The following is a 19,158-nucleotide window of genomic DNA, read 5'->3' as shown; positions in this document are numbered from 1 at the left end:
TCGTCCGTGAGTGTGCCGCGCCCGGCCGCCGTCATCGTCCTCGCCGCAGGCGAGGGAACCCGGATGAAGTCGAAAACACCGAAGATCCTGCACGAGCTGTGCGGTCGCACCCTTGTCGACCACATGCTCACCGCCGCTCGAGGTCTCGAACCCGAGCGGCTCATTGTTGTCATCGGCCACGAGAGGGAACGGGTCGGCGCCCACCTGGCGCAGACCAGCCCCGACGCGCAGACCGTCGTGCAGGCCGAGCAGAAGGGCACCGGGCACGCGGTCAGAGTCGTCCTGGAGGCGGTCGGCGCCGTCGACGGCACGGTCCTGGTGACCTACGGCGACACGCCGATGCTGCGCACGGGCACGCTCGCCGGGCTGCTGGAGCGGCACGCGCAGGACGGCAACGCCGTGACGGTGCTCACCGCCGAGGTCCCCGACCCCCACGGATACGGGCGGATCATCCGCGACGCCGGCGGGGCCGTGCTGGAGATCGTGGAGGAGAAGGACGCCACCCCGGAGCAGCGGGCGATCAAGGAGATGAACTCCGGCGTCTACGCCTTCGACGGGGCGCTGCTGGCCGACGCGGTCAAGCGGGTCTCGGCCTCCAACGCCCAGGGTGAGGAGTATCTCACCGACGTCCTGTCCATCCTGCGGGAGGACGGCCACCGGGTCGGCGCGCACGTCGCCGCCGACTACGTCGAGGTCGAGGGCGTCAACGACCGCGTCCAGCTCGCCTTCGCGCGCAAGGTGCTCAACTCCCGGCTGCTGGAGGAGCACATGCGGGCGGGCGTCACGGTGATCGACCCGGACAGCACCTGGGTGGACGTCGAGGTCACCCTCGAGCGCGACGTCGTGATCCACCCCGGCACGCAGCTGCACGGCCGTACGACGGTCGCCGAGGGCGCGGAGGTGGGACCGGCCTGCACGCTGACGGACACGGTGGTCGGCGAGGGCGCGGTCGTGCGCAACGCCGTGTGCGTCGAGGCGGAGATCGGCCCCGAGGCCGTGGTCGGGCCGTACGCCTACCTGCGCCCGGGCAGCGTCCTGGGACGCAAGGCCAAGGCCGGCACCTACGTCGAGATGAAGAACGCCCGGGTGGGCGAGGGGTCGAAGGTGCCCCATCTCACCTATGTGGGCGACGCCACGCTCGGCGCCGGGGTGAACATCGGCGCCTCCTCGGTCTTCGTCAACTACGACGGCGTCAACAAGCACCACACGACCGTGGGCGACCACGCCTTCGTGGGCTGCGACACCATGCTCGTCGCGCCGGTGAACATCGGCGACGGCGCCTACACGGCCGCGGGCTCGGTCATCGACAGCGACGTTCCCCCCGGAGCGATCGGTGTGGCCCGTGCGCGGCAGCGCAACATTGAGGGGTGGACGGTGCGCAAGCGGCCGGGCACCAAATCGGCGCAGGCGGCGCAGCGGGCCGCCGAGGCCGGAGATCAGCAGGGGAGCACCTCCGAATGAACAGCATCAAGCAGACCGGCGAGAAGAAACTGATGTTCTTCTCCGGGCGCGCGTATCCGGAGCTGGCGGAGGAGGTGGCCACCCACCTGGGGATCGAGACGAGCCCGACCACGCTGCGCGACTTCGCCAACGGTGAGATCTACGCCCGCTACCAGGAGTCGGTCCGCGGCAGTGACGCGTTCATCATCCAGAGCCACACCGAGCCCATCAACCAGTGGATCATGGAGCAGCTGATCATGGTGGACGCGCTCAAGCGCGCCTCCGCCAAGCGGATCACCGTGATCATGCCCTTCTTCGGCTACTCCCGCCAGGACAAGAAGGGCCGCGGCCGCGAGCCCATCACGGCGCGGCTGATGGCCGACCTGTTCAAGACCGCCGGCGCCGACCGGCTGATGTCGATCGACCTGCACACCTCGCAGATCCAGGGCTTCTTCGACGGCCCGGTGGACCACCTGTTCGCCATGCCGGTGCTGGTCAACTACCTCAAGGACAAGCTCGACCTGGCCAACACCACGGTCGTCTCCCCCGACACCGGCCGCGTGCGGCTGTCCGAGCGCTGGGCCGACACGCTGGGCACCCCGCTGGCCTTCATCCACAAGCGCCGCGACCTCGACGTGGCCAACCAGGTGAAGGTGAACGAGGTCGTCGGAAAGGTGCGCGGCCGCACCTGCGTGCTGATCGACGACATGATCGACACGGCGGGCACGATCTGCAAGGCCGCCGAGGCGCTGTACGAGCAGGGCGCCACCGACGTGGTCGTGGCCGCCACCCACGCCGTCTTCTCCGACCCCGCGGTGGACCGGCTGAAGAACTCGCGCGTCTCCGAGGTCATCGTCACCAACACGCTGCCCATCCCCGAGGAGAAGAAGTTCGACAGCCTCACCGTGCTGTCGATTGCGCCGCTGATCGCCCGGGCGATCACCGAGGTGTTCAGCGACGGCTCGGTGACCAGCATGTTCGAGGGCGATTCCTGACCTTGCGGGGCCTCCGCCCGGTGGCGCCGACCGCGCCGCCGGGCGAAGCCCGCGCGAGGCACGATAGGCTGTTGAGGTTGCGCGCGCTCGTAACGCCTTCCGCTAGGGCGGGTGAGGGGGAGCGCGCTTTCCACCATCGAAGATCCCTAGGAGATCTGCCGTGTCCGAGGTAGTCATCAAGGCCGAGTCGCGCAACGACTTCGGCAAGGGCGCCGCCCGCAAGATCCGCCGCGAGAACAAGGTGCCCGTCGTCCTCTACGGGCACGGCACGGCTCCCCAGCACCTGACCCTGCCGGGCCACGAGCTGCTGCTCGCCCTGCGCACGCCGAACGTCCTGATCCGCCTGGAGGGCGCGGTGACCGAGCTCGCCCTGCCCAAGGGCGTCCAGCGCGACCCGCTCAAGGGCTTCCTCGAGCACGTCGACCTGCTGCTGGTCAAGCGCGGCGAGAAGGTCACCGTGGACATCCCCGTCACCGTCGTGGGCGAGGTCGCCGACGGCATCCTCGACCAGCAGCTGGTGTCGGTCTCCGTCGAGGCCGAGGCGACCCACATCCCCGAGGGCGTCGAGGTCAGCGTCGAGGGCCTGGAGGTCGGCACCCACATCACCGCCGGTGACCTGAAGCTGCCCAAGGGCGCCACCCTGGCCGCCGACCCCGAGGCGATGGTGCTGATCGTCTCCGCCGCCCCGACCGCCGAGGTCGAGGAGGGGGCCGCGGCCACCGAGGGCGAGGTCGCCGAGGCCGCCACCGAGAACGAGGCCGCCGACGCCGAGGCCGCCGAGTAGTTCCGACTGCTCCACCACTCCTCAGGGCAGCCCGGCGCCGGGCTGCCCTGAGGCGCATGTGAGGGCGCGCGTGCGCGGCCCGAGACCGAAGGGATGCCGACCGTGGACCGCTGGCTGGTCGTGGGCCTGGGGAACCCCGGGCCGGAGTACGCCGGGAACCGGCACAACGCCGGGTTCATGGTGCTGGACGAGCTGGCCGCGCGGGCCGGCGACCGCTTCAAGGTCCACAAGGCGCGCGCCGAGGTGCTGACGGGCCGCGTCTCGGGCGCCCCGGCGGTGCTGCTCAAGCCCCTGTCGTTCATGAACCTCTCCGGCGGCCCGGTCAAGGCGGTCGCCGACTTCTACAAGATCGACCCGGCCCACGTGATCGTCGTCCACGACGAGCTGGACATCCCGTACGGCGCGCTGCGGGCGAAGCTGGGCGGGGGCGACAACGGCCACAACGGGCTGAAGTCGATCACCAAGTCCCTGGGCACCCGGGACTACCTGCGGGTGCGCTTCGGCATCGGCCGCCCGCCCGGCCGGATGGACCCGGCCTCCTTCGTGCTGAAGGACTTCGCCACCGCCGAGCGCAAGGATCTGGCCTTCCTGGTCGACCGCGCCGCCGACATCGTGGAGTCGCTGGTCAAGGTCGGTCTGGAGCCGACGCAGAACGCCTTCCACTCGGGCGACCTGAAGATCTCCGGCCCGCCCCGGTAACCGTCCGCCGGCGTGCCGTGAAGTGGGGCATCGCTCCCAACCGTCACAGCCATGGACGTTTCTGCCTTCAACTCCCGGGACTCTCCCCTCGCGGATACCATTCCATGACTGTCCGTAGACGAACGGTTACATGGAGGGAAGCGGGTGCGTGACGTGACCGCCGTCCGGGTGGCGACCCGGTCCGTGACGGCAGCCCGTCCGCGTGTGCCGGAATGGGTGCGCGGGCACCGGGTGCGCGCCGTCGCGTGCGACCTGGGGTGCGCCTTCACGGCCGGCGCCGTCGCGCTGTTCGCCCGCTTCGGCGAGGTCACCCCCTACGTCGTCCCCTACGCCGTGCTGAGCGCCTGCCTGCCGCTGGTGTGGGTCTGCGCCATCGCCCTGAACCGCGCCTACGAGCCCCGCCTCATCGGCCTGGGGCCGGAGGAGTTCCAGCGGATCCTCCAGTGCGGCTTCATGCTCACCGCGGCCCTCGCGGTCGGCGCCTACGTGACCAAGACCGACGTGGCGCGCGGTTACGTCGTGCTGGCCGTCCCGCTGGCCACCGTCCTCACCCTCGCGGCCCGCTACAGCCTGCGCCGCTCGCTGCACCGGATGCGGGCGCGCGGGCGGTGCATGCGGCGCGTCGTCGCGGTGGGTCACCGTACGGCCGTCGCCGAGCTGATCGGGCGGCTGCGCCGGGAGCCCTACCACGGCATGCACGTGGTGGGGGTCTGCACTCCGTACTCCGGCAGGGGCGCGGTCGAGGGGGTCCCGATCCTGGGCGGCTTCTCCGACGCGCCGGTGGCGGCCGGCCAGATCGCGGCCGACACCGTGGCGGTGCTGGCCTGCCCGGAGATGGACGGCGTGGCGCTGCGGCGGCTGGCCTGGCGCCTGGAGGAGACGCACACCGAGCTGGTGGTCGCCCCGGCGCTGATGGAGGTCGCCGGGCCGCGGACCACGATCCGCCCGGTGGCCGGCCTGCCGCTCCTGCACGTCGACCATCCCGAGCTGGCCGGGGTGCGCCAGGCGGTCAAGAACCTCTTCGACCGGCTCGGCGCCGGGCTGCTGCTGGTCGCGCTGCTGCCGCTGCTGGCGGGCCTGGCGCTGGCGGTGCGCGCCTCCAGCCCGGGGCCCGCGCTGTTCCGGCAGCGGCGGGTGGGCCGCGACGGCGCCGAGTTCACGATCTACAAGTTCCGGACCATGGGGGTCGACGCCGAAGAGCGGAAGATCGCTCTCGTCGGCGACGACGGGGGCGTGCTGTTCAAGCTCCGGCACGATCCCCGGGTGACCCCGCTCGGCGCCTGGCTGCGCCGTTACTCCCTGGACGAGCTGCCCCAGCTGATCAACGTGGTGGCCGGGCACATGTCGCTGGTCGGGCCCCGGCCGCCGCTCCCGGAGGAAGTGGCCCGGTATGGTGACGACGTCCGGCGCAGGCTGCTGGTCAAGCCGGGCATGACGGGTCTGTGGCAGGTGAGCGGGAGGTCCGACCTGACCTGGGAGGAATCGGTCCGCCTCGACCTGCGTTACGTGGAGAACTGGTCCCTCACTCTGGACCTGCAGATCCTGTGGAAGACTTGGTCGGCTGTCGCGCGAGGGGCTGGAGCATACTGATGACGATCCGCGACGATCACTCCCTCGCCGGTGACCTGGCGACGGAGGCGGGTGAGAGGTTGCTGGCCCTCCGGGAGCGGGAGGGGTTCGGCGACCCGTCCGCGCTGCGCAAGGAGGGCGACGCCGCCTCCCACCGGTTCCTGATGGACGCCCTGGCCCGTCTGCGCCCCAGTGACAGCGTGCTGTCGGAGGAGGCCACCCAGCAGGAGCGCCTCGACCCCCGGCGGCTGCGGGCCGACCGGGTCTGGATCGTCGACCCGCTGGACGGCACCCGGGAGTTCGCCGAGGAGGGCCGGGCCGACTGGGCCGTGCACGTGGCGCTGTGGGAACGCGGCGAGCTGACCGCCGGGGCCGTGGCGCTGCCCGCCCAGGGCCGCACGCTCACCACCGGCGCGCCGCCCGCGCTGCCGCCGCTGCGGCAGGAGGCCAGGCCGCGGATCGCGGTCAGCCGGACCCGGCCGCCGGAGTTCGTGCAGAAGCTCGCTTATCTGATCGGGGCCGACCTGGTGCCGATCGGCTCGGCGGGGGCGAAGATCTCCGCGGTGCTGACCGGAGAGGTCGAGGCCTACGTGCACGCCGGCGGTCAGTACGAATGGGACTCCGCCGCGCCGGTCGCCGTCGCCCTGGCCTGTGGAGCGCACGCCAGCAGGATCGACGGCTCCCCGTTGACCTACAACCAGGGTGACCCGTCGTTACCCGATATTCTTGTTTCCCTACCGGGCTTGGCGCCAACGTTGCTCGCCGGCATCCGGGACCTGCACCGATAGAGGGAGAAGACCCTCATCCCCCGCTAGGAGAGTCAGATGCTTCAGCGCGACTACACCACGTCGCAGCTCGATGTCCTCGAAGCAGAGGCCATCCACATCATGCGTGAGGTGGCGGCGGAGTTCGAGCGTCCCTGTCTGCTCTTCTCCGGCGGAAAGGACTCGATCGTCATGCTCCGCATCGCGGAGAAGGCGTTCTGGCCCGCCCCCATCCCGTTCCCGCTGATGCACGTGGACACCGGGCACAACTTCCCCGAGGTCATCGAGTTCCGCGACCGCCGGGCCGAGGAGCTGGGCGCGCGCCTGATCGTGGCCAGCGTCCAGGAGTCCATCGACGCCGGGCGCGTGGTGGAGGAGACCGGGCGCAGGGCCTCCCGCAACCGGCTGCAGACGACCACGCTGCTGGACGCCATCGAGGACAACGAGTTCGACGCCGTGTTCGGCGGCGCCCGGCGCGACGAGGAGAAGGCCCGCGCCAAGGAGCGGGTGTTCTCCTTCCGCGACGACTTCGGCCAGTGGGACCCGAAGAACCAGCGCCCCGAGCTGTGGAACCTCTACAACGCCAAGATCCGCAAGGGTGAGCACATCCGGGTGTTCCCGCTGTCCAACTGGACCGAGCTGGACATCTGGGACTACATCCGCCGCGAGGGCATCGAGATCCCGTCGATCTACTACGCGCACACCCGCAAGGTGTTCGAGCGCGACGGCATGCTGCTGGCGGACAACCCGTGGATCACCCGCGGCGACGACGAGCCGGTCTTCGAGGCCGTCGTGCGCTATCGCACGGTGGGCGACGCCACCTGCACCGGGGCGGTGCAGTCGAACGCCGCGACGGTCGAGGAGATCATCGAAGAGATCGCAGCCACCCGGATCACCGAGCGCGGCGCCACCCGCGCCGACGACCGCGCCTCCGAGGCCGCGATGGAAGACCGCAAGAGGGAAGGCTACTTCTGATGGACATTCTTCGCTTTGCCACGGCGGGAAGCGTCGACGACGGAAAGTCGACCCTGATCGGACGGCTGCTCTTCGACTCCAAGGCGATCTTCGAGGACCAGCTGGAGGCGGTCGAGCGCACCTCCCGCGACCGCGGCACCGAATACACCGACCTGTCGCTGCTCACCGACGGCCTGCGGGCCGAGCGCGAGCAGGGCATCACGATCGACGTGGCCTACCGCTACTTCGCCACCCCGCGGCGCAAGTTCATCATCGCCGACACCCCCGGCCACATCCAGTACACCCGCAACATGGTCACCGGCGCCTCCACCGCCGACCTGGCGATCATCCTGATCGACGCGCGCAAGGGCGTGCTGGAGCAGTCGCGGCGCCACGCCTTCCTGACCACGCTGCTGCGGGTGCCGCACCTGGTGCTGGCGGTCAACAAGATGGACCTCGTCGACTACTCCGAGGAGCGGTTCGAGGAGATCCGCGAGGAGTTCACCTCCTTCGCCTCCAAGCTGAACGCCCCCGACCTGACGTTCATCCCGATCTCGGCGCTGCACGGCGACAACGTGGTGTCCCGCTCGGAGAACATGCCCTGGTACAACGGGTCCTCGCTCCTGCACCACCTGGAGAACGTGCACATCGCCTCCGACCGCAACCTGGTCGACGTGCGCTTCCCGGTCCAGTACGTCATCCGCCCCCAGCGCGCCACCGACCCGGCCCTGCACGACTACCGCGGCTACGCCGGGCAGGTCGCCGGCGGCGTGCTCAAGCCCGGTGACGAGGTCATGCACCTGCCCTCCGGCCTGACCACCCGCATCGCGTCGATCGACACCTACGACGGCCCGGTGGAGGAGGCGTTCCCGCCCATGTCGGTCACCCTCCGCCTGGAGGACGACATCGACATCTCGCGCGGCGACATGATCTGCCGCCCGAACAACCAGCCGCACGCCGCCCAGGAGCTGGAGGCGATGGTCTGCTGGATGACCGACGCGAGCAAGCTCGGGCCGCGTACCAAGCTGACCATCAAGCACACCACCAGGACGGCGCGGGCGCTGGTGCGCGACCTGCACTACCGGCTGGACGTCAACACCCTGCACCGTGACGAGTCGGCGCAGGCGCTCGGCCTGAACGAGATCGGCCGTGTCTCCCTGCGCGTCACCCAGCCGCTGTTCGTCGACGACTACGCGCGCAACCGCCTCACCGGCGGCTTCATCCTCGTCGACGAGGCCACCAACAACACCGTCGGCGCGGGCATGGTCGTCGAGGCACGATAGACGGCCCCCCGAGGATCTCCCGGCGCCCGTTCCCGTCGTCCGCCCGCCCGCGGACGACGGGGGCGGGCGCTTCGCCGTACCAGGTCCGGGGGACCGGCAGTGCGGTCTGTACGGCGCGCTGGGACGTGGATTACCGAGGCGGGCCCTGCGTACGGCGAGCCGCGAATCCGGTTACAGAGCGTAGGTAGATTGTTTGACCGTTCGCTAACTGGCAGGTTACTCTCCGCGCTAATCTCGGCACGTTCCGTATCCACCGCGGTGAGGATTCGCACCTGTGCCTACCAGCCCCGCCCCTGTCCGGGTCGTCTTCCTGGGAGGGCTGGGCCGCAGCGGGACCACCCTGCTTGAGCGCCTTCTGGGCGAGGTCCCCGGCGTCGTCGCTCTGGGTGAGGTGGTCCACCTCTGGACCCGCGGCGTCCTGGCCGACGAGGCCTGCGGATGCGGTGCGCCGTTCGGCGCGTGCCCCTTCTGGCGGGCGGTCGGCGAGCGGGCGTTCGGCGGGTGGTCCACGGAGCGGGCCGGGCGGATGCTCGCCCTGCGGGACCGGGTCGACCGCACCCGCCACATCCCCGCGCTGGCACGCCTGCTGGCCCGGGAGGGGGCCGGTTTCGGGGCGTGGCCGCCGGTGACGACCGAGCCGGGCACCGGCGCGCGGCAGCGCGAGCTGATCACCGAACTGGGCGAGTACGTCGCCGCCTACCGCCGCCTCTACGCCGCGGCCGGCGAGGTCGCCGGCCGTCAGGTCGTCGTCGACTCCAGCAAACACGCCTCCCTGGCCTTCTGCCTGGCGGCGGCCGGGGCCGACGTGCACGTCGTGCACGTCGTGCGCGACCCCCGCGCGGTCGCGCACTCCTGGCAGCGGCGGGTCACCCGCCCCGAGGACGGCGCCCCCATGACCCACTGGTCGCCCGCCCGCACCTCGCTGCACTGGCTGGTGCAGAACCTCGGCCTCGAACTGCTGGCGCGGCGGGGCATCCCGGTCACCCGGGTCCGCTACGAGGACCTGCTGGCCGATCCCTCCCGGACGCTCAGGCGCCTGGTCGCCGGGCTCGGCGTCCATCCGCGCCTGGACTTCCTCGGCGAGGGGGAGGCCGAGCTGTCGACGGCGCACACCGCCTCGGGCAACCCCATGCGTTTCAGGGTCGGCCGCATCGCGCTGACCCGCGACGACGGATGGCGCGCCGCCGCGCCGTCACGTCACCGGCGCCTGGTCACCGCACTGACCTGGCCACTCATGATCAGATATGACTACTGCGGGAGGCTCATGTGAGTCCATCGGTGGGTGTGGTCATCCCCACGCGAGGATGTCGGCCCGAGCAACTGCGCACGGCCGCGCGCTCCGCGATGGCGCAGGACCATCCCGGCCCGGTCGAGGTCGTCATCGTCGTCGACGGCGGCGACCCGGCCCCGGTGGCCGACCAGGTGGCGGATCTCCTGGCCGGCCGGGCGATGGCGGTGCGTGAGGAGGCGCCGGCGCCGCGCCGGGTCCGCGTCCTGGCCAACCGGCTCAGCCCCGGCCTGCCGGGCGCGCGCAACACCGGGATCGCCGCCCTGGGCACCGACCTGGTGGCCTTCTGCGACGACGACGACCGGTGGCTGCCGGACAAGCTGACCGCCCAGATAGCCGCGCTGGAGGCCGAGCCGGGGGCGGAGTTCGCCAGCTGCGCCATCGAGGTCGAGTACGGCTCCCGCCGTACCCCCCGCCTGGCGGGCACCGACCGGGTGACCCACGGCCACCTCGTGCGCTCGCGCATGATGATGGTCCACTCCTCGACGTTCCTGTTCCGCCGGGGGACGCTGTGGGTGGACGAGAGCGCCCCCCGCGGCCAGAACGAGGACTGGGACCTGGCGCTGCGCGCCGCGGGCCGCCACCCGATCGTGCACGTCGACCGCCCGCTGGTCCGCGTCGGCTGGGGAGGCTCGGCCTACGCGACCCGCTGGGCCGACCGGATCGCCGGGCTCGAGTGGATGCTCGCCCGCCACCCCGGCCTGGCCGCCGACGCGCGCGGCGCGGGCCGGATCTACGGTCAGCTCGCCTTCCACCACGCGGCGCTCGGCCACCGCCGCGAGGCGGGCCGCTGGGCCTGGCGGGCGCTGACCACCAGGCTCACCGAACCCCGCGCGCCGCTGGCGCTGGCCGTGGCCATGGGGCTGCTGCCGGCGGGCGTCGTGCTCGCCCGGCTGCACCACTACGGACACGGCATCTGATGCGGGCGGAGATCGGCCGCGGCCTCACCGCCGTCGGCGCCCGCTCCCGGATCCTCGTCCGCAAGATGCGGGTCACCGGACACGACTCCACCGCGGTGCCGGCGGCGTCGTCGATGCCGTCATCGTCGCAGGCGCCGCCGGTCCCGCGGCAGCGGCCGCGCCCGCGCCCGCGCCCGGACAAGGCCACCCGCAGGCGGCTGCGCCGCCGGGTGCGCGTGGCGGGGGTCGCGATCGACCCGATGACCGAGAGCGAGGTCGTCGATCACGTCGTGGCCGCGCTCAAACGCGGCGAGGGCGGCCACATCGTCACCCCGAACATCGACATCAGCCGGGCCGTCTCCCGCGACGCCGCCCTGCGCGAGCTCGTCGAGGGGGCCGACCTCGCGGTCGCCGACGGCATGCCGCTGGTGTGGGCGGCGAGGCTGCTGCGCACCCCGGTCCCCGGCCGGGTCACCGGCGCCGACCTGATCTGGTCCCTGTCGGAGGCGGCGGCCTTCTACCGCCATCCGGTCTATCTGCTGGGCGGGCCCCCGGGGGTGGCCCGGCAGGCGGCGGGCCGGCTCATCGCCCGCAACCCCGCGCTGATCGTCGCCGGGGTCGACGCCCCGCCGTACGGCTTCGAGGACTGCCCCGACGACTACGCCAGGGTCAAGGAGGCGGTGCTGGCCGCCGCCCCCCGCCTGGTCTTCGTCGGTCTCGGCTTCCCCAAGCAGGACCGCCTCATCGCGGCGCTGCGCGAGGACATGCCCGGCACCTGGTTCGTCGGCTGCGGCTCGGCCATCTCCTTCGCCGCGGGCGCGGTGCGCCGTGCCCCGAAGTGGATGCGGCGCACCGGCCTGGAGTGGCTGTTCCGGCTGTACAGCGAGCCCGGCCGGCTGGCCCGCCGCTATCTGGCCGGGGACCTGCCGTTCGCGATCAAGCTCCTGACCGTCTGCCTCGTCCGGCGCTTGTTCTCCTGAGCCTGTCGTCCCGGGCCGGCGCGGGATGCGCCGGTCCGGTTCAGGCGTGGGCCAGCTCCAGGACCCGGCGGGCCTCGGCCGGGGTCAGGCGATAGCGTGCCTCGGTCACGGCGCGGCGGGAGTCCGTCGGGCGGAAGGCCGTGCGGGACAGGCCGTGCCAGGCGAAGCCGCGGCCGGGGGAGGCCGGGGCCGTACAGGCCCGGCAGATGCGGGACTCGGCGGTGGGCGTCCAGGTCAGTCCCGCCCAGTCGTACAGGCGGCGGAAGCCCGCCAGGGGGTCGGTGGCCAGCTCCTCGTAGGAGACCAGCAGGATCTCCGGATGCCGGGCGGCCAGGTCGGCGGCGACGGCGGTGGTGACCCGCCAGAGCGCGGCGGCCTTGGCCAGGCGGTCCTGGGAGCCCACCAGGGGGCGCAGCTCCTCCACCCGGGGATGGTCGCGTACCAGCAGGGGCTGCTCCAGCAGCTCGTGGAAGTAGACCGTCCAGCCGAGCCGCCGCCAGCTGCCGGCGAACGCCACCGGGTCACGGACCAGGACGATCACCCGGCAGCCCAGCCGCTCGGCGAACCAGCCCGCCGACAACAGCGCGAACGGGTCGTCGAGCAGCGCCCGGCGGCCGGTCAGCCGCCCGAAGGTGAACGCGGTGCCGTAGCGGACCATCCGGGCCAGATCGTACGGCGCGCGGTTGCGGCGCAGCTCGGCCAGGAAGCGATAGCGCAGCGCCACGGTGTCGGTGAAGGCCCGCAGCCAGGTCGCGTCCTCGTCGGCGCTGATGTACTGGAAGCGGTGGGTGACCTCGGCGTCGAGCACGCCGGGGGAGCGGCCGGGCCGGTGTGAGGGGTTGAGCGGCTCGTTGACGTAGACCAGCTCGCCGCTCGCCGCGAGCATCTTCCCGGCCCAGCTCGTGCCGCTCCTGGGCAGTCCGGTCACCAGTACGGGCGTCATCATGACCTCCTGAACGCGAGGGGAAGGGCCGCGCCGGGACCGTCGCCGCCGTGGCCGCCGGGATCGGTGTCGTCGTGCCCGGCGGTGCTGTCACCGCCGCGCCGCCAGGGCGTGCACGCGGGCAGGGTGTGGCGGCCGAAGGGGCGCAGGCCGTACCGGCGGTGCAGCCGCCACAGCGGCAGCAGGTTCTTGGTCAGCACGCCCCCCGCCCAGCCGAGGGCCGCGCCGAGCGTGCCGAGTGAGGGGATCAGCGCCACGTCGAGCGCCACGGTCACGGCCACGGCGGTGAGCAGGTTCGCCAGCCCGGCGCGGGTGTGCCCGGCGGCGGTCAGGGCCACATCGGCCATGCCGCAGGCGGTGGCGGCCATCATGGTGGCGGCGAGCACGAGCGCGACCGGGACGCCCGCGGTGTAGTCCCCGCCGCCGTCTCCGCTCCCGCCGTCGCCGAACAGGCCGAGCAGCCACGGCGCGAGCGCGGCGTAGCCCGCCCAGATCGGCCAGGTCAGCAGGACCAGCCAGGCCGTGGTGGTCTGGTAGAGCCGGCGGGCCCGGGGCAGGTCGCCCTCCGACAACGCGCGGACCAGCCGGGGCTGCGCCGCCTGCGCCAGGCCCTGCCCGGCGAGCTGGCCCACGACCTTGAAGCGGGTGGCGGCGGTGTAGACGGCCGCCTCCGCGGGCCCGGCCAGCGCCGCGACGATCACGATGTCGAGCCGCTGGAACACCGCCTGCACGGCCGCCGCCGCCGACCTCGGCCAGGTGTGCCGCCACAGCTCGCGGGCGGCGCCGTACCGCACCGACGGAGTCCCGGCGGACGCTCTGCGGCGCAGCCAGAACGCGGCCAGCAGCAGGACCGGCAGGTACGGCAGCGCCCACGCCGCCAGCAGGGCGGCCGGGCCGGAAGCGGCGGAGACGTCTCCGAGGACGGCCGAGAGCACCAGGGCGAGGAGGACCAGCTGGCCCAGCGGCCGCAGGACGCCGTCCAGGAGCACGGTGGGCCGCATCGTGCCGAACCCCCTGGTCGCCGCGACCAGGACGTCGGAGCACACGATGACGGGGAGCGCGAGGGCGGCCACGAGGACGGCGCCGGACGCGCCCGCCGGAAGGACGCCTCCGGCGGGCGCGGTCGCGACGACGGCCACGACGGCCACGACGGCCACGACGGCCACGGCGGCCGCGACGACCGCCGAGAGGACGAGGACCGGGACGAGCGCGGCGCGGAGGTAGGCGGCGGTCTGCGGGGAACCGGTCCGGCGGGAGCGGGAGAGGAAGTGCACCAGGGCGTTGCCGGTGTCCAGCCGGAGGATCCCGGCGGCCATCAGGCAGAGCGCGGTCGCCGTGAAGAACGCGCCCGCCGTCTCCGGGCCGGTGAACCGGGTGAGCAGCACGACGGTGAGGAACTGCGCGGCCGCGGAGACCGCGGCCCCGGCCAGCCCCGCCAGCCCGTGCCTGACCAGTCCGCGGTGGGACGCCGGATCGTTCAGCGCCGCCATGAGGGGACGGCGCCGAGCCAGGGGGTCAGCAGGGCGTCGGATCGCTCGAAGTGCTCGCTCAGCTCCCGGCGCAGGCCGGAGGGCATGGGCGCGGGACGGGAACGGGCGTTGTGGCGCTCGAAGAGCGGGTCGCCGATGTGCGGCAGGCCGAGGAACTCCAGTACGCGGTCGTAGACGGCCTCGGGGTGGGAGAAGAACCTCCCGCTGTCCACGACGAGGACGCGGTCGCGGCCGATCAGCCGCTCCACCCGGGAGAGCTGTTCGGCGTAGCGGCCCCTGGCCAGGTAGGCGTGGTGGCGGTGGGCATGGCTGACGGCGTGCGGGGAGCGGGTCAGCGCGCGCACCGCCCCGGCCAGCCGCTCCTCCTCCAGCTCGACGGCCCTGGCGAAGGAGGGCTCGGTCTCGAAGCCCCGGGCCAGCTCGTGGGCGTGGGCGGAGAAGGCGCGCTCGACCGGGTCGCGGACCAGCACGATCAGCTTCACCCCCGGCAGGTCCTCGGCGATCCGGGCGGCGGCCAGCGGGTGGAACAGATAGTAGGGCGCCGACTCGAAGGCCATCGGCCGCCGGCCGTACCGCCGCGACAGCCGGGAAGCCGAGGCCATCAGCGGGAAGTGGGCGCGGTACCAGGAGATGCCGCGGTGGTAGGCGACGTCGAAGTAGTGCACGCCCTTGCGCAGGACGGGCTTGAGCGTCAGCGGGTGCTGCGCGAGCGCCCGGTAGAGCGAGGTCGTGCCCGAGCGCTGCGCCCCGACGATCAGGAAGGAGGGCAGCACCCGGCTCCCCGCGGTGAGGCGGCCCGTGGTCAGCGACACGGCATGGGCGGAACGCTTCAGTGCGGGGGGCGTCACGCTAAGACCTCCTGGCCGTCGACGACGGGGCTGAGCCACTGGGCGGGCGGACCGAGCGGCTCGTGGCCGTCGGCGGCGTGCCGCTCGGCCAGCACGATCAGGTAGTGGACCGCGGTGAGCCGAGCCTCGGCGGCGGACAGGCCGAAGGGGGCGAGGATCGGCAGCGCCTGCGCCAGGCACGCCTGGGCCGCGACGGCGGGCTTCATCCGGCGCAGGGCCCGCTGGAAGAAGTGGTGCAGGGCGTCGAAGCCGAGCGGGACCCCGACGGAGAACCGCTCCCAGTCCCACACCAGGAGCCGGCCGTCGGGACCGCGCGCGATGTTCCACGGGCACAGGTCGCCGTGCCAGGCGAACCGCTCTCCGGAGACGGCGCTGATCTCGCGGATCGCCTCGGTGAGCAGGTCCGCCGGGACCGCGCCGCGCCGGCCGCGGAGCCGGGCCCGGTCGGGCACCGGGAGCGGGGACAGCGCGAGCACCGACAGGCCGTGCCAGGAGCCGTGGTGCAGCACGACCGGCGGCACGACCGTCTTCAGCGGCGCCCCGGTGAGCATGTCGAGCGTGCGCGCCTCGTTGGCGACGAGCTCGCGGGTGCGGGCGGTGTCGCCGATCTTCACGAACGCGACCAGGCCGTCGGGGCCGTGCGCCTCCAGGATGGGCTTGCGGTTGACCCGCCGGGCCGGGCGGACGTGGAGCACCGCGCGGATCGGGACGCCCAGCGCCTGGCTCAGATGGGTCTCGATGGTGTCCTGCCCGGAGGGGACCATGACCTTCCCGCAGGGGTGCCACCAGGCCCGCGGGGCGAGCCTGCGGGGCAGCAGCGGGTGCGGGAGCAGGCTGTAGGGGCGGGACTCACCCGGACCGGGAAACAACAGGCTGATCGTCTGGCGAAGGTAGCGCAGACGGACTCGTGCGTCGTTCATGCCGCGTGTTCCTCCAGAGCAGCGCGAAGGAGATCAAATAGAGGCTGAGCGGTGTGACCAGCCCGTCGTAGACGAACATGTAGAGAAGCGTGAGGATCATCACCAGGACGCCGGCCATGCCGATCGGCGAGCGGTCGCTCCAGTGGCGGCGGATCGCGCCGGCGAAGAAGGCGACGTAGAGCCCGGCGCCGACGAACCCCTGGGTGATCATCAGGTGCCAGAGCTGGCCGTCGCTGCCCAGCGGCGGGTGGCCGCAGGTGTCGCACCAGTCGCTCTTGCCGGTGGTGATCGTCTTGTGGTTGCCCGTCGCGTTGCGGGTGTTGCCGTAGCCGATGAAGGGCGAGGTGCCCGCGGCGGCGACGGTGGCCGACACGGTGAAGGAGCGGATGTCGTTGCTGTGCGGGCTGTCCAGGCGCTTGGCGACCAGCGGCTGCAGCGGGCTGAGGAAGAAGGCGAGCGCCCCGGCGGCGACGGCCGAGCAGACCATGACGCGGCTGCGCGCGTTCAGGCGCAGCACCAGGTAGGCGGCCGCGACGCCCAGCCCGATCCACAGTCCGCGGTTGAGCGAGTAGACCGCCGGGACGGCGGCCAGCGCGAGCATCGGGACCACCGCCGGCCGCCTGCGCCGCCCGCCGTACACCCACCAGCCGACCACGAACCAGATCAGCAGCACCGACAGGTTGCTGCCCCAGGCGTTGGCCCACTCGAAGGGGGCCTCGGGGCGCGGGGAGGCGTGCCCGAGGACCTTCTGCATCTGGGCGGCGGTGGGATGGATGAGGTTCTGGACGAAGGAGTTGCCGCCGATCCAGTCGGGCAGCAGCCGCTCCACCGGGGAGGTGAACTCCACGCGCGGGGCGAACACGCCGAGCAGGCCGCCGGCGACGGTCGTGACGAACAGCGCGCCGAGCATGCGCACCAGCGTGAGCTGCGGGAGCTCCTCCTCGGTCAGGTTGCCCAGGTAGAGCACCATGATCGTCAGAGAGAGGTAGAGGCACAGGCGCATGAGGTAGCCGATGAGTCGGCCCGCGCCGAACTCGCCGTAGGTGCCCGGCGGCATCTCGCCGAGCATGCCGGCGCTGACGAGGTATCCGGCCAGCAGCAGCAGCCACAGCCCGAAGCCGCGCGGCACCCTGATCGGCCGCCGGCGCCACAGGATGACGGCCATCGGCGGGGCCAGCACGACCACCGCCAGCCCGCCGAAGCCCAGCGCCCACCACACGGGGTAGCCCACCAGGAACGCGGCGATCGGCCAGGCCGCCCGGCTCGGAAGCCTCACTGCGGGAAGACCTTCTTGCCGATCATCGGGAACTGCACCAGCGGCGTGGTCTCCGGCGAACCCTCCACGGGCTCACTCTGGGCGGAGGGTACGGCCAGCCCGGCGGAGGGCAGCCCGGCGGAGGGCAGCCCGGTCCTGCGCATGGCGGCCCGGACGTCGTCGACGGAGATCTCCGTGGTGGGGGCCCCGGCCCCGGCATCGACGGCCCCGCCCGGCCGGGCGCCCGTGCCGGAGCCGCGCGCCGGCTCGGGGCCCGCCCGCCGCCCGGCGACGGGCGCGGTCTCGGGGGACGTGGAGCGTCCGGCGGATGCGGGACCCGGGGAGGTGTGGCGGCCGATGGCCGGCGGGGGTTCGGGGGGTGTGGAACGTCCGGTGGCAGGGGCGGGGTCGGAGAGGGCCGGATGGCCGACGACCGGGGAGCCGGGGAGCACGGGGTGGCCGGGAGGCGCGGGCTTGGGGGGCGTGCGGCGGCCCGGGGCCGGGGAGGGGCCGGTGGCCGAGCCGGAGCCGATGGCGCGCGAAGGGCCGGAGGTCACGGCGTTCGGAGCTGCGGCGTTCGGAGCCGCGGGGTTCGAGGTCGTGGCGGCCGACGTCACGGCGTCGGAGGTCACGACGTCGGAGGTCACGACGTCCGGGGGCATGGCGTTGGAGGTCACGGCGTTCGGGGACATGGCGGCCGATGTCACGGCGCTCTCGATCGCGGCGCTCTCGATCGCGGCGCTCTCGATCGCGGCGGCCACCCGGGCGTCGGCGGACCGGCCGGGCGCGGCCGGGGCCGGGTCGGGGCGACGGCCGTCCTTGCGGGGGCGCCTGCCGGGGCGCTTGTCGCGGGCGGTGACGACCGCGCCGACCACCGGCACGTGCCCGCCGCGCAGCTCGCGCAGGGCCCGCCTGACCTCGCGGGCGGAGGCGCCGGGAAGCGGGACCAGCACCACCGCGCCCGCCGTACCGGACAGGTCGCGCACCCGCTCGCCGCTGACGACGTCGAGCCCGGTCAGGCGCATGACGTCGGGAACCGTGCGGATCCTGGGGTCGAGACGGTCGCGGAGCCAGGCCAGGGCGACCCCGGACAGCAGGCCCAGCATGAGGCCGCTGCCGACGTACAGGGGCGGGCTGGGGGCGCTGGGGGCGTCCGGGGCGACCGGCTCGCTGATCACCGAGCCGGGGGTGACCGCGATGGTCCTGAGCTCGTCGTATTTGACGGTGAGGTTGTAGATCTGGCGGCTGAGCACGCTGCGCCGCTGCAGGGCGATGGTGCGCTCCGCGCCGCCCCTGGCCAGTCCGGGGAGCTCGGCCACGACCTCGGTCATGCTCTCGTTGAGCTGCTTCAGCTTGTCGTGGAGGCTCTCCAGCTGGACGCTCAGCGCCTGGGAGGCGGCCTCCCGGCGGTGGGCGAGGTAGGCCTGGGCGTAGGCGCTGGCCCCCGCGGCGGCGCTGTTGGGGTCGGCGGCGGTGTAGGAGATCTCCAGCACCGAGGTGTTGGGCGGCACGGAGACCTCGACGGGGTCGAGGTCGCCCTTGAGGGCCTTCTCGGCCTTCCTGGCGACCACCGCCGACTGGGCGATCTGCGCCTCGGTGTCGAGGTTGAGCGCCTCCCGCTGGCGGCTGGTCACCTGGTTGGTCGGCTCCTGGACGCCGGTCGCGGTGACCAGGACGTGGGCGGCGGCGGTGTAGGACGGCGGGGTGGAGCCCAGCAGGGCGACGCCCCCGCCGGTGCCCGCCAGCAGGCACAGCAGGAGGATCGGCCAGCGGCGGCGGAGCAGGGCCGCGTAATCCCCCAGCTCTCCGCCGGAGCGGCGGACGGCGGTGTCCGGCGACGGGTCCGGCGACAGGCTCATGGGTATGCGGGTCCCTCTCGGGCGGGCCTCGGGCGGTGAGGACGACTCGGGCCGGCCCCGCGAGGCGGGGACGACGGCTCTGGAAACCCTAGGAACTATAGGCCGGGTTGCCATTTTCCCGATCGAATACGCAAGATTTCTTCACGCCGGACGCGGCAATCACGGCGAGATAACGATGGTTTATCCGT

The 19,158-nt window shown here is 72.9% G+C and carries 17 protein-coding genes; 11 read left to right on the top strand and 6 right to left on the bottom strand.

Annotation, left to right across the window (positions count from 1 at the left end; genetic code table 11):
- Positions 1 to 6 precede the first annotated feature (6 nt).
- The 11 genes from glmU to Psi01_RS11075 all read left to right on the top strand — a co-directional run bounded on the left by glmU (position 7) and on the right by Psi01_RS11075 (position 11,655).
- Positions 7 to 1,461: a bifunctional UDP-N-acetylglucosamine diphosphorylase/glucosamine-1-phosphate N-acetyltransferase GlmU gene (gene glmU / locus Psi01_RS11125; RefSeq protein WP_204063884.1), complete on the top strand. Its 1,455-nt coding sequence runs from the start codon at positions 7 to 9 to the stop codon at positions 1,459 to 1,461.
- On the top strand, positions 1,458 to 2,435 hold the full coding sequence (locus Psi01_RS11120; RefSeq protein ID WP_204063883.1) for a ribose-phosphate diphosphokinase: 978 nt from the start codon (positions 1,458 to 1,460) through the stop codon (positions 2,433 to 2,435). Before glmU ends, Psi01_RS11120 begins: the two co-directional genes overlap by 4 nt.
- A gap of 160 nt (positions 2,436 to 2,595) precedes the next feature.
- Entirely contained in the window at positions 2,596 to 3,219 is a 624-nt protein-coding gene (locus tag Psi01_RS11115) for a 50S ribosomal protein L25/general stress protein Ctc (protein ID WP_204063882.1), read from the top strand.
- A 93-nt stretch (positions 3,220 to 3,312) separates the two neighbouring features.
- Positions 3,313 to 3,918 carry an aminoacyl-tRNA hydrolase gene (gene pth, locus Psi01_RS11110; protein ID WP_204063881.1) on the top strand — a complete coding sequence of 202 codons (606 nt, stop codon included), beginning with the start codon at positions 3,313 to 3,315 and terminating at the stop codon, positions 3,916 to 3,918.
- Between the two features lie 153 nt (positions 3,919 to 4,071).
- Positions 4,072 to 5,508, top strand: a complete 1,437-nt coding sequence (locus Psi01_RS11105) for a sugar transferase (protein WP_204064049.1) — start codon at positions 4,072 to 4,074, stop codon at positions 5,506 to 5,508.
- Positions 5,508 to 6,275 (top strand): 3'(2'),5'-bisphosphate nucleotidase CysQ, encoded by a 768-nt coding sequence (locus Psi01_RS11100; RefSeq protein ID WP_204063880.1) that lies wholly within the window; start codon positions 5,508 to 5,510, stop codon positions 6,273 to 6,275. Before Psi01_RS11105 ends, Psi01_RS11100 begins: the two co-directional genes overlap by 1 nt.
- A 36-nt stretch (positions 6,276 to 6,311) precedes the next feature.
- On the top strand, positions 6,312 to 7,226 hold the full coding sequence (cysD, locus tag Psi01_RS11095; RefSeq protein ID WP_204063879.1) for a sulfate adenylyltransferase subunit CysD: 915 nt from the start codon (positions 6,312 to 6,314) through the stop codon (positions 7,224 to 7,226).
- Positions 7,226 to 8,488: a sulfate adenylyltransferase subunit CysN gene (gene cysN / locus Psi01_RS11090; RefSeq protein WP_204063878.1), complete on the top strand. Its 1,263-nt coding sequence runs from the start codon at positions 7,226 to 7,228 to the stop codon at positions 8,486 to 8,488. Before cysD ends, cysN begins: the two co-directional genes overlap by 1 nt.
- Before the next feature lie 274 nt (positions 8,489 to 8,762).
- Positions 8,763 to 9,758 (top strand): sulfotransferase, encoded by a 996-nt coding sequence (locus Psi01_RS11085; protein WP_239127473.1) that lies wholly within the window; start codon positions 8,763 to 8,765, stop codon positions 9,756 to 9,758.
- Complete coding sequence (locus tag Psi01_RS11080; protein ID WP_204063877.1) at positions 9,755 to 10,696, top strand: glycosyltransferase family 2 protein; 942 nt, start codon at positions 9,755 to 9,757, stop codon at positions 10,694 to 10,696. Before Psi01_RS11085 ends, Psi01_RS11080 begins: the two co-directional genes overlap by 4 nt.
- The gene (locus Psi01_RS11075; RefSeq protein WP_239127470.1) at positions 10,696 to 11,655 is read left to right on the top strand and encodes a WecB/TagA/CpsF family glycosyltransferase; all 960 of its coding nucleotides are present in this window, start codon (positions 10,696 to 10,698) and stop codon (positions 11,653 to 11,655) included. Before Psi01_RS11080 ends, Psi01_RS11075 begins: the two co-directional genes overlap by 1 nt.
- A 40-nt stretch (positions 11,656 to 11,695) precedes the next feature.
- On the opposite strand, the gene Psi01_RS11070 is transcribed toward Psi01_RS11075, so the two are convergent.
- From Psi01_RS11070 to Psi01_RS11045, 6 genes are read right to left on the bottom strand one after another with little or no spacing between them, the layout of a single operon-like run.
- A complete protein-coding gene (locus tag Psi01_RS11070) occupies positions 11,696 to 12,598 on the bottom strand; it encodes a sulfotransferase (RefSeq protein ID WP_204063876.1) in 903 nt (300 codons plus the stop codon).
- Positions 12,598 to 14,088 carry a lipopolysaccharide biosynthesis protein gene (locus tag Psi01_RS11065; RefSeq protein ID WP_204063875.1) on the bottom strand — a complete coding sequence of 497 codons (1,491 nt, stop codon included), beginning with the start codon at positions 14,086 to 14,088 and terminating at the stop codon, positions 12,598 to 12,600. Before Psi01_RS11065 ends, Psi01_RS11070 begins: the two co-directional genes overlap by 1 nt.
- A complete protein-coding gene (locus tag Psi01_RS11060; protein ID WP_204063874.1) occupies positions 14,076 to 14,936 on the bottom strand; it encodes a sulfotransferase family protein in 861 nt (286 codons plus the stop codon). Before Psi01_RS11060 ends, Psi01_RS11065 begins: the two co-directional genes overlap by 13 nt.
- Positions 14,933 to 15,856, bottom strand: a complete 924-nt coding sequence (locus Psi01_RS11055; protein ID WP_204063873.1) for a hypothetical protein — start codon at positions 15,854 to 15,856, stop codon at positions 14,933 to 14,935. Before Psi01_RS11055 ends, Psi01_RS11060 begins: the two co-directional genes overlap by 4 nt.
- Positions 15,786 to 17,132, bottom strand: coding sequence for a hypothetical protein (locus Psi01_RS11050; protein ID WP_239127469.1), 1,347 nt, complete (start codon positions 17,130 to 17,132; stop codon positions 15,786 to 15,788). Before Psi01_RS11050 ends, Psi01_RS11055 begins: the two co-directional genes overlap by 71 nt.
- Positions 17,129 to 18,970, bottom strand: a complete 1,842-nt coding sequence (locus Psi01_RS11045; RefSeq protein WP_204063872.1) for a YveK family protein — start codon at positions 18,968 to 18,970, stop codon at positions 17,129 to 17,131. Before Psi01_RS11045 ends, Psi01_RS11050 begins: the two co-directional genes overlap by 4 nt.
- Positions 18,971 to 19,158: the final 188 nt, after the last annotated feature.

It is taken from the genome of Paraplanobispora siamensis (assembly GCF_016863175.1).
Taxonomy (GTDB): Bacteria; Actinomycetota; Actinomycetes; order Streptosporangiales; family Streptosporangiaceae; genus Planobispora; species Planobispora siamensis.
Note: the sequence above shows the minus strand (reverse complement) of the source record. Positions and strands in the feature narration are given on the sequence as shown.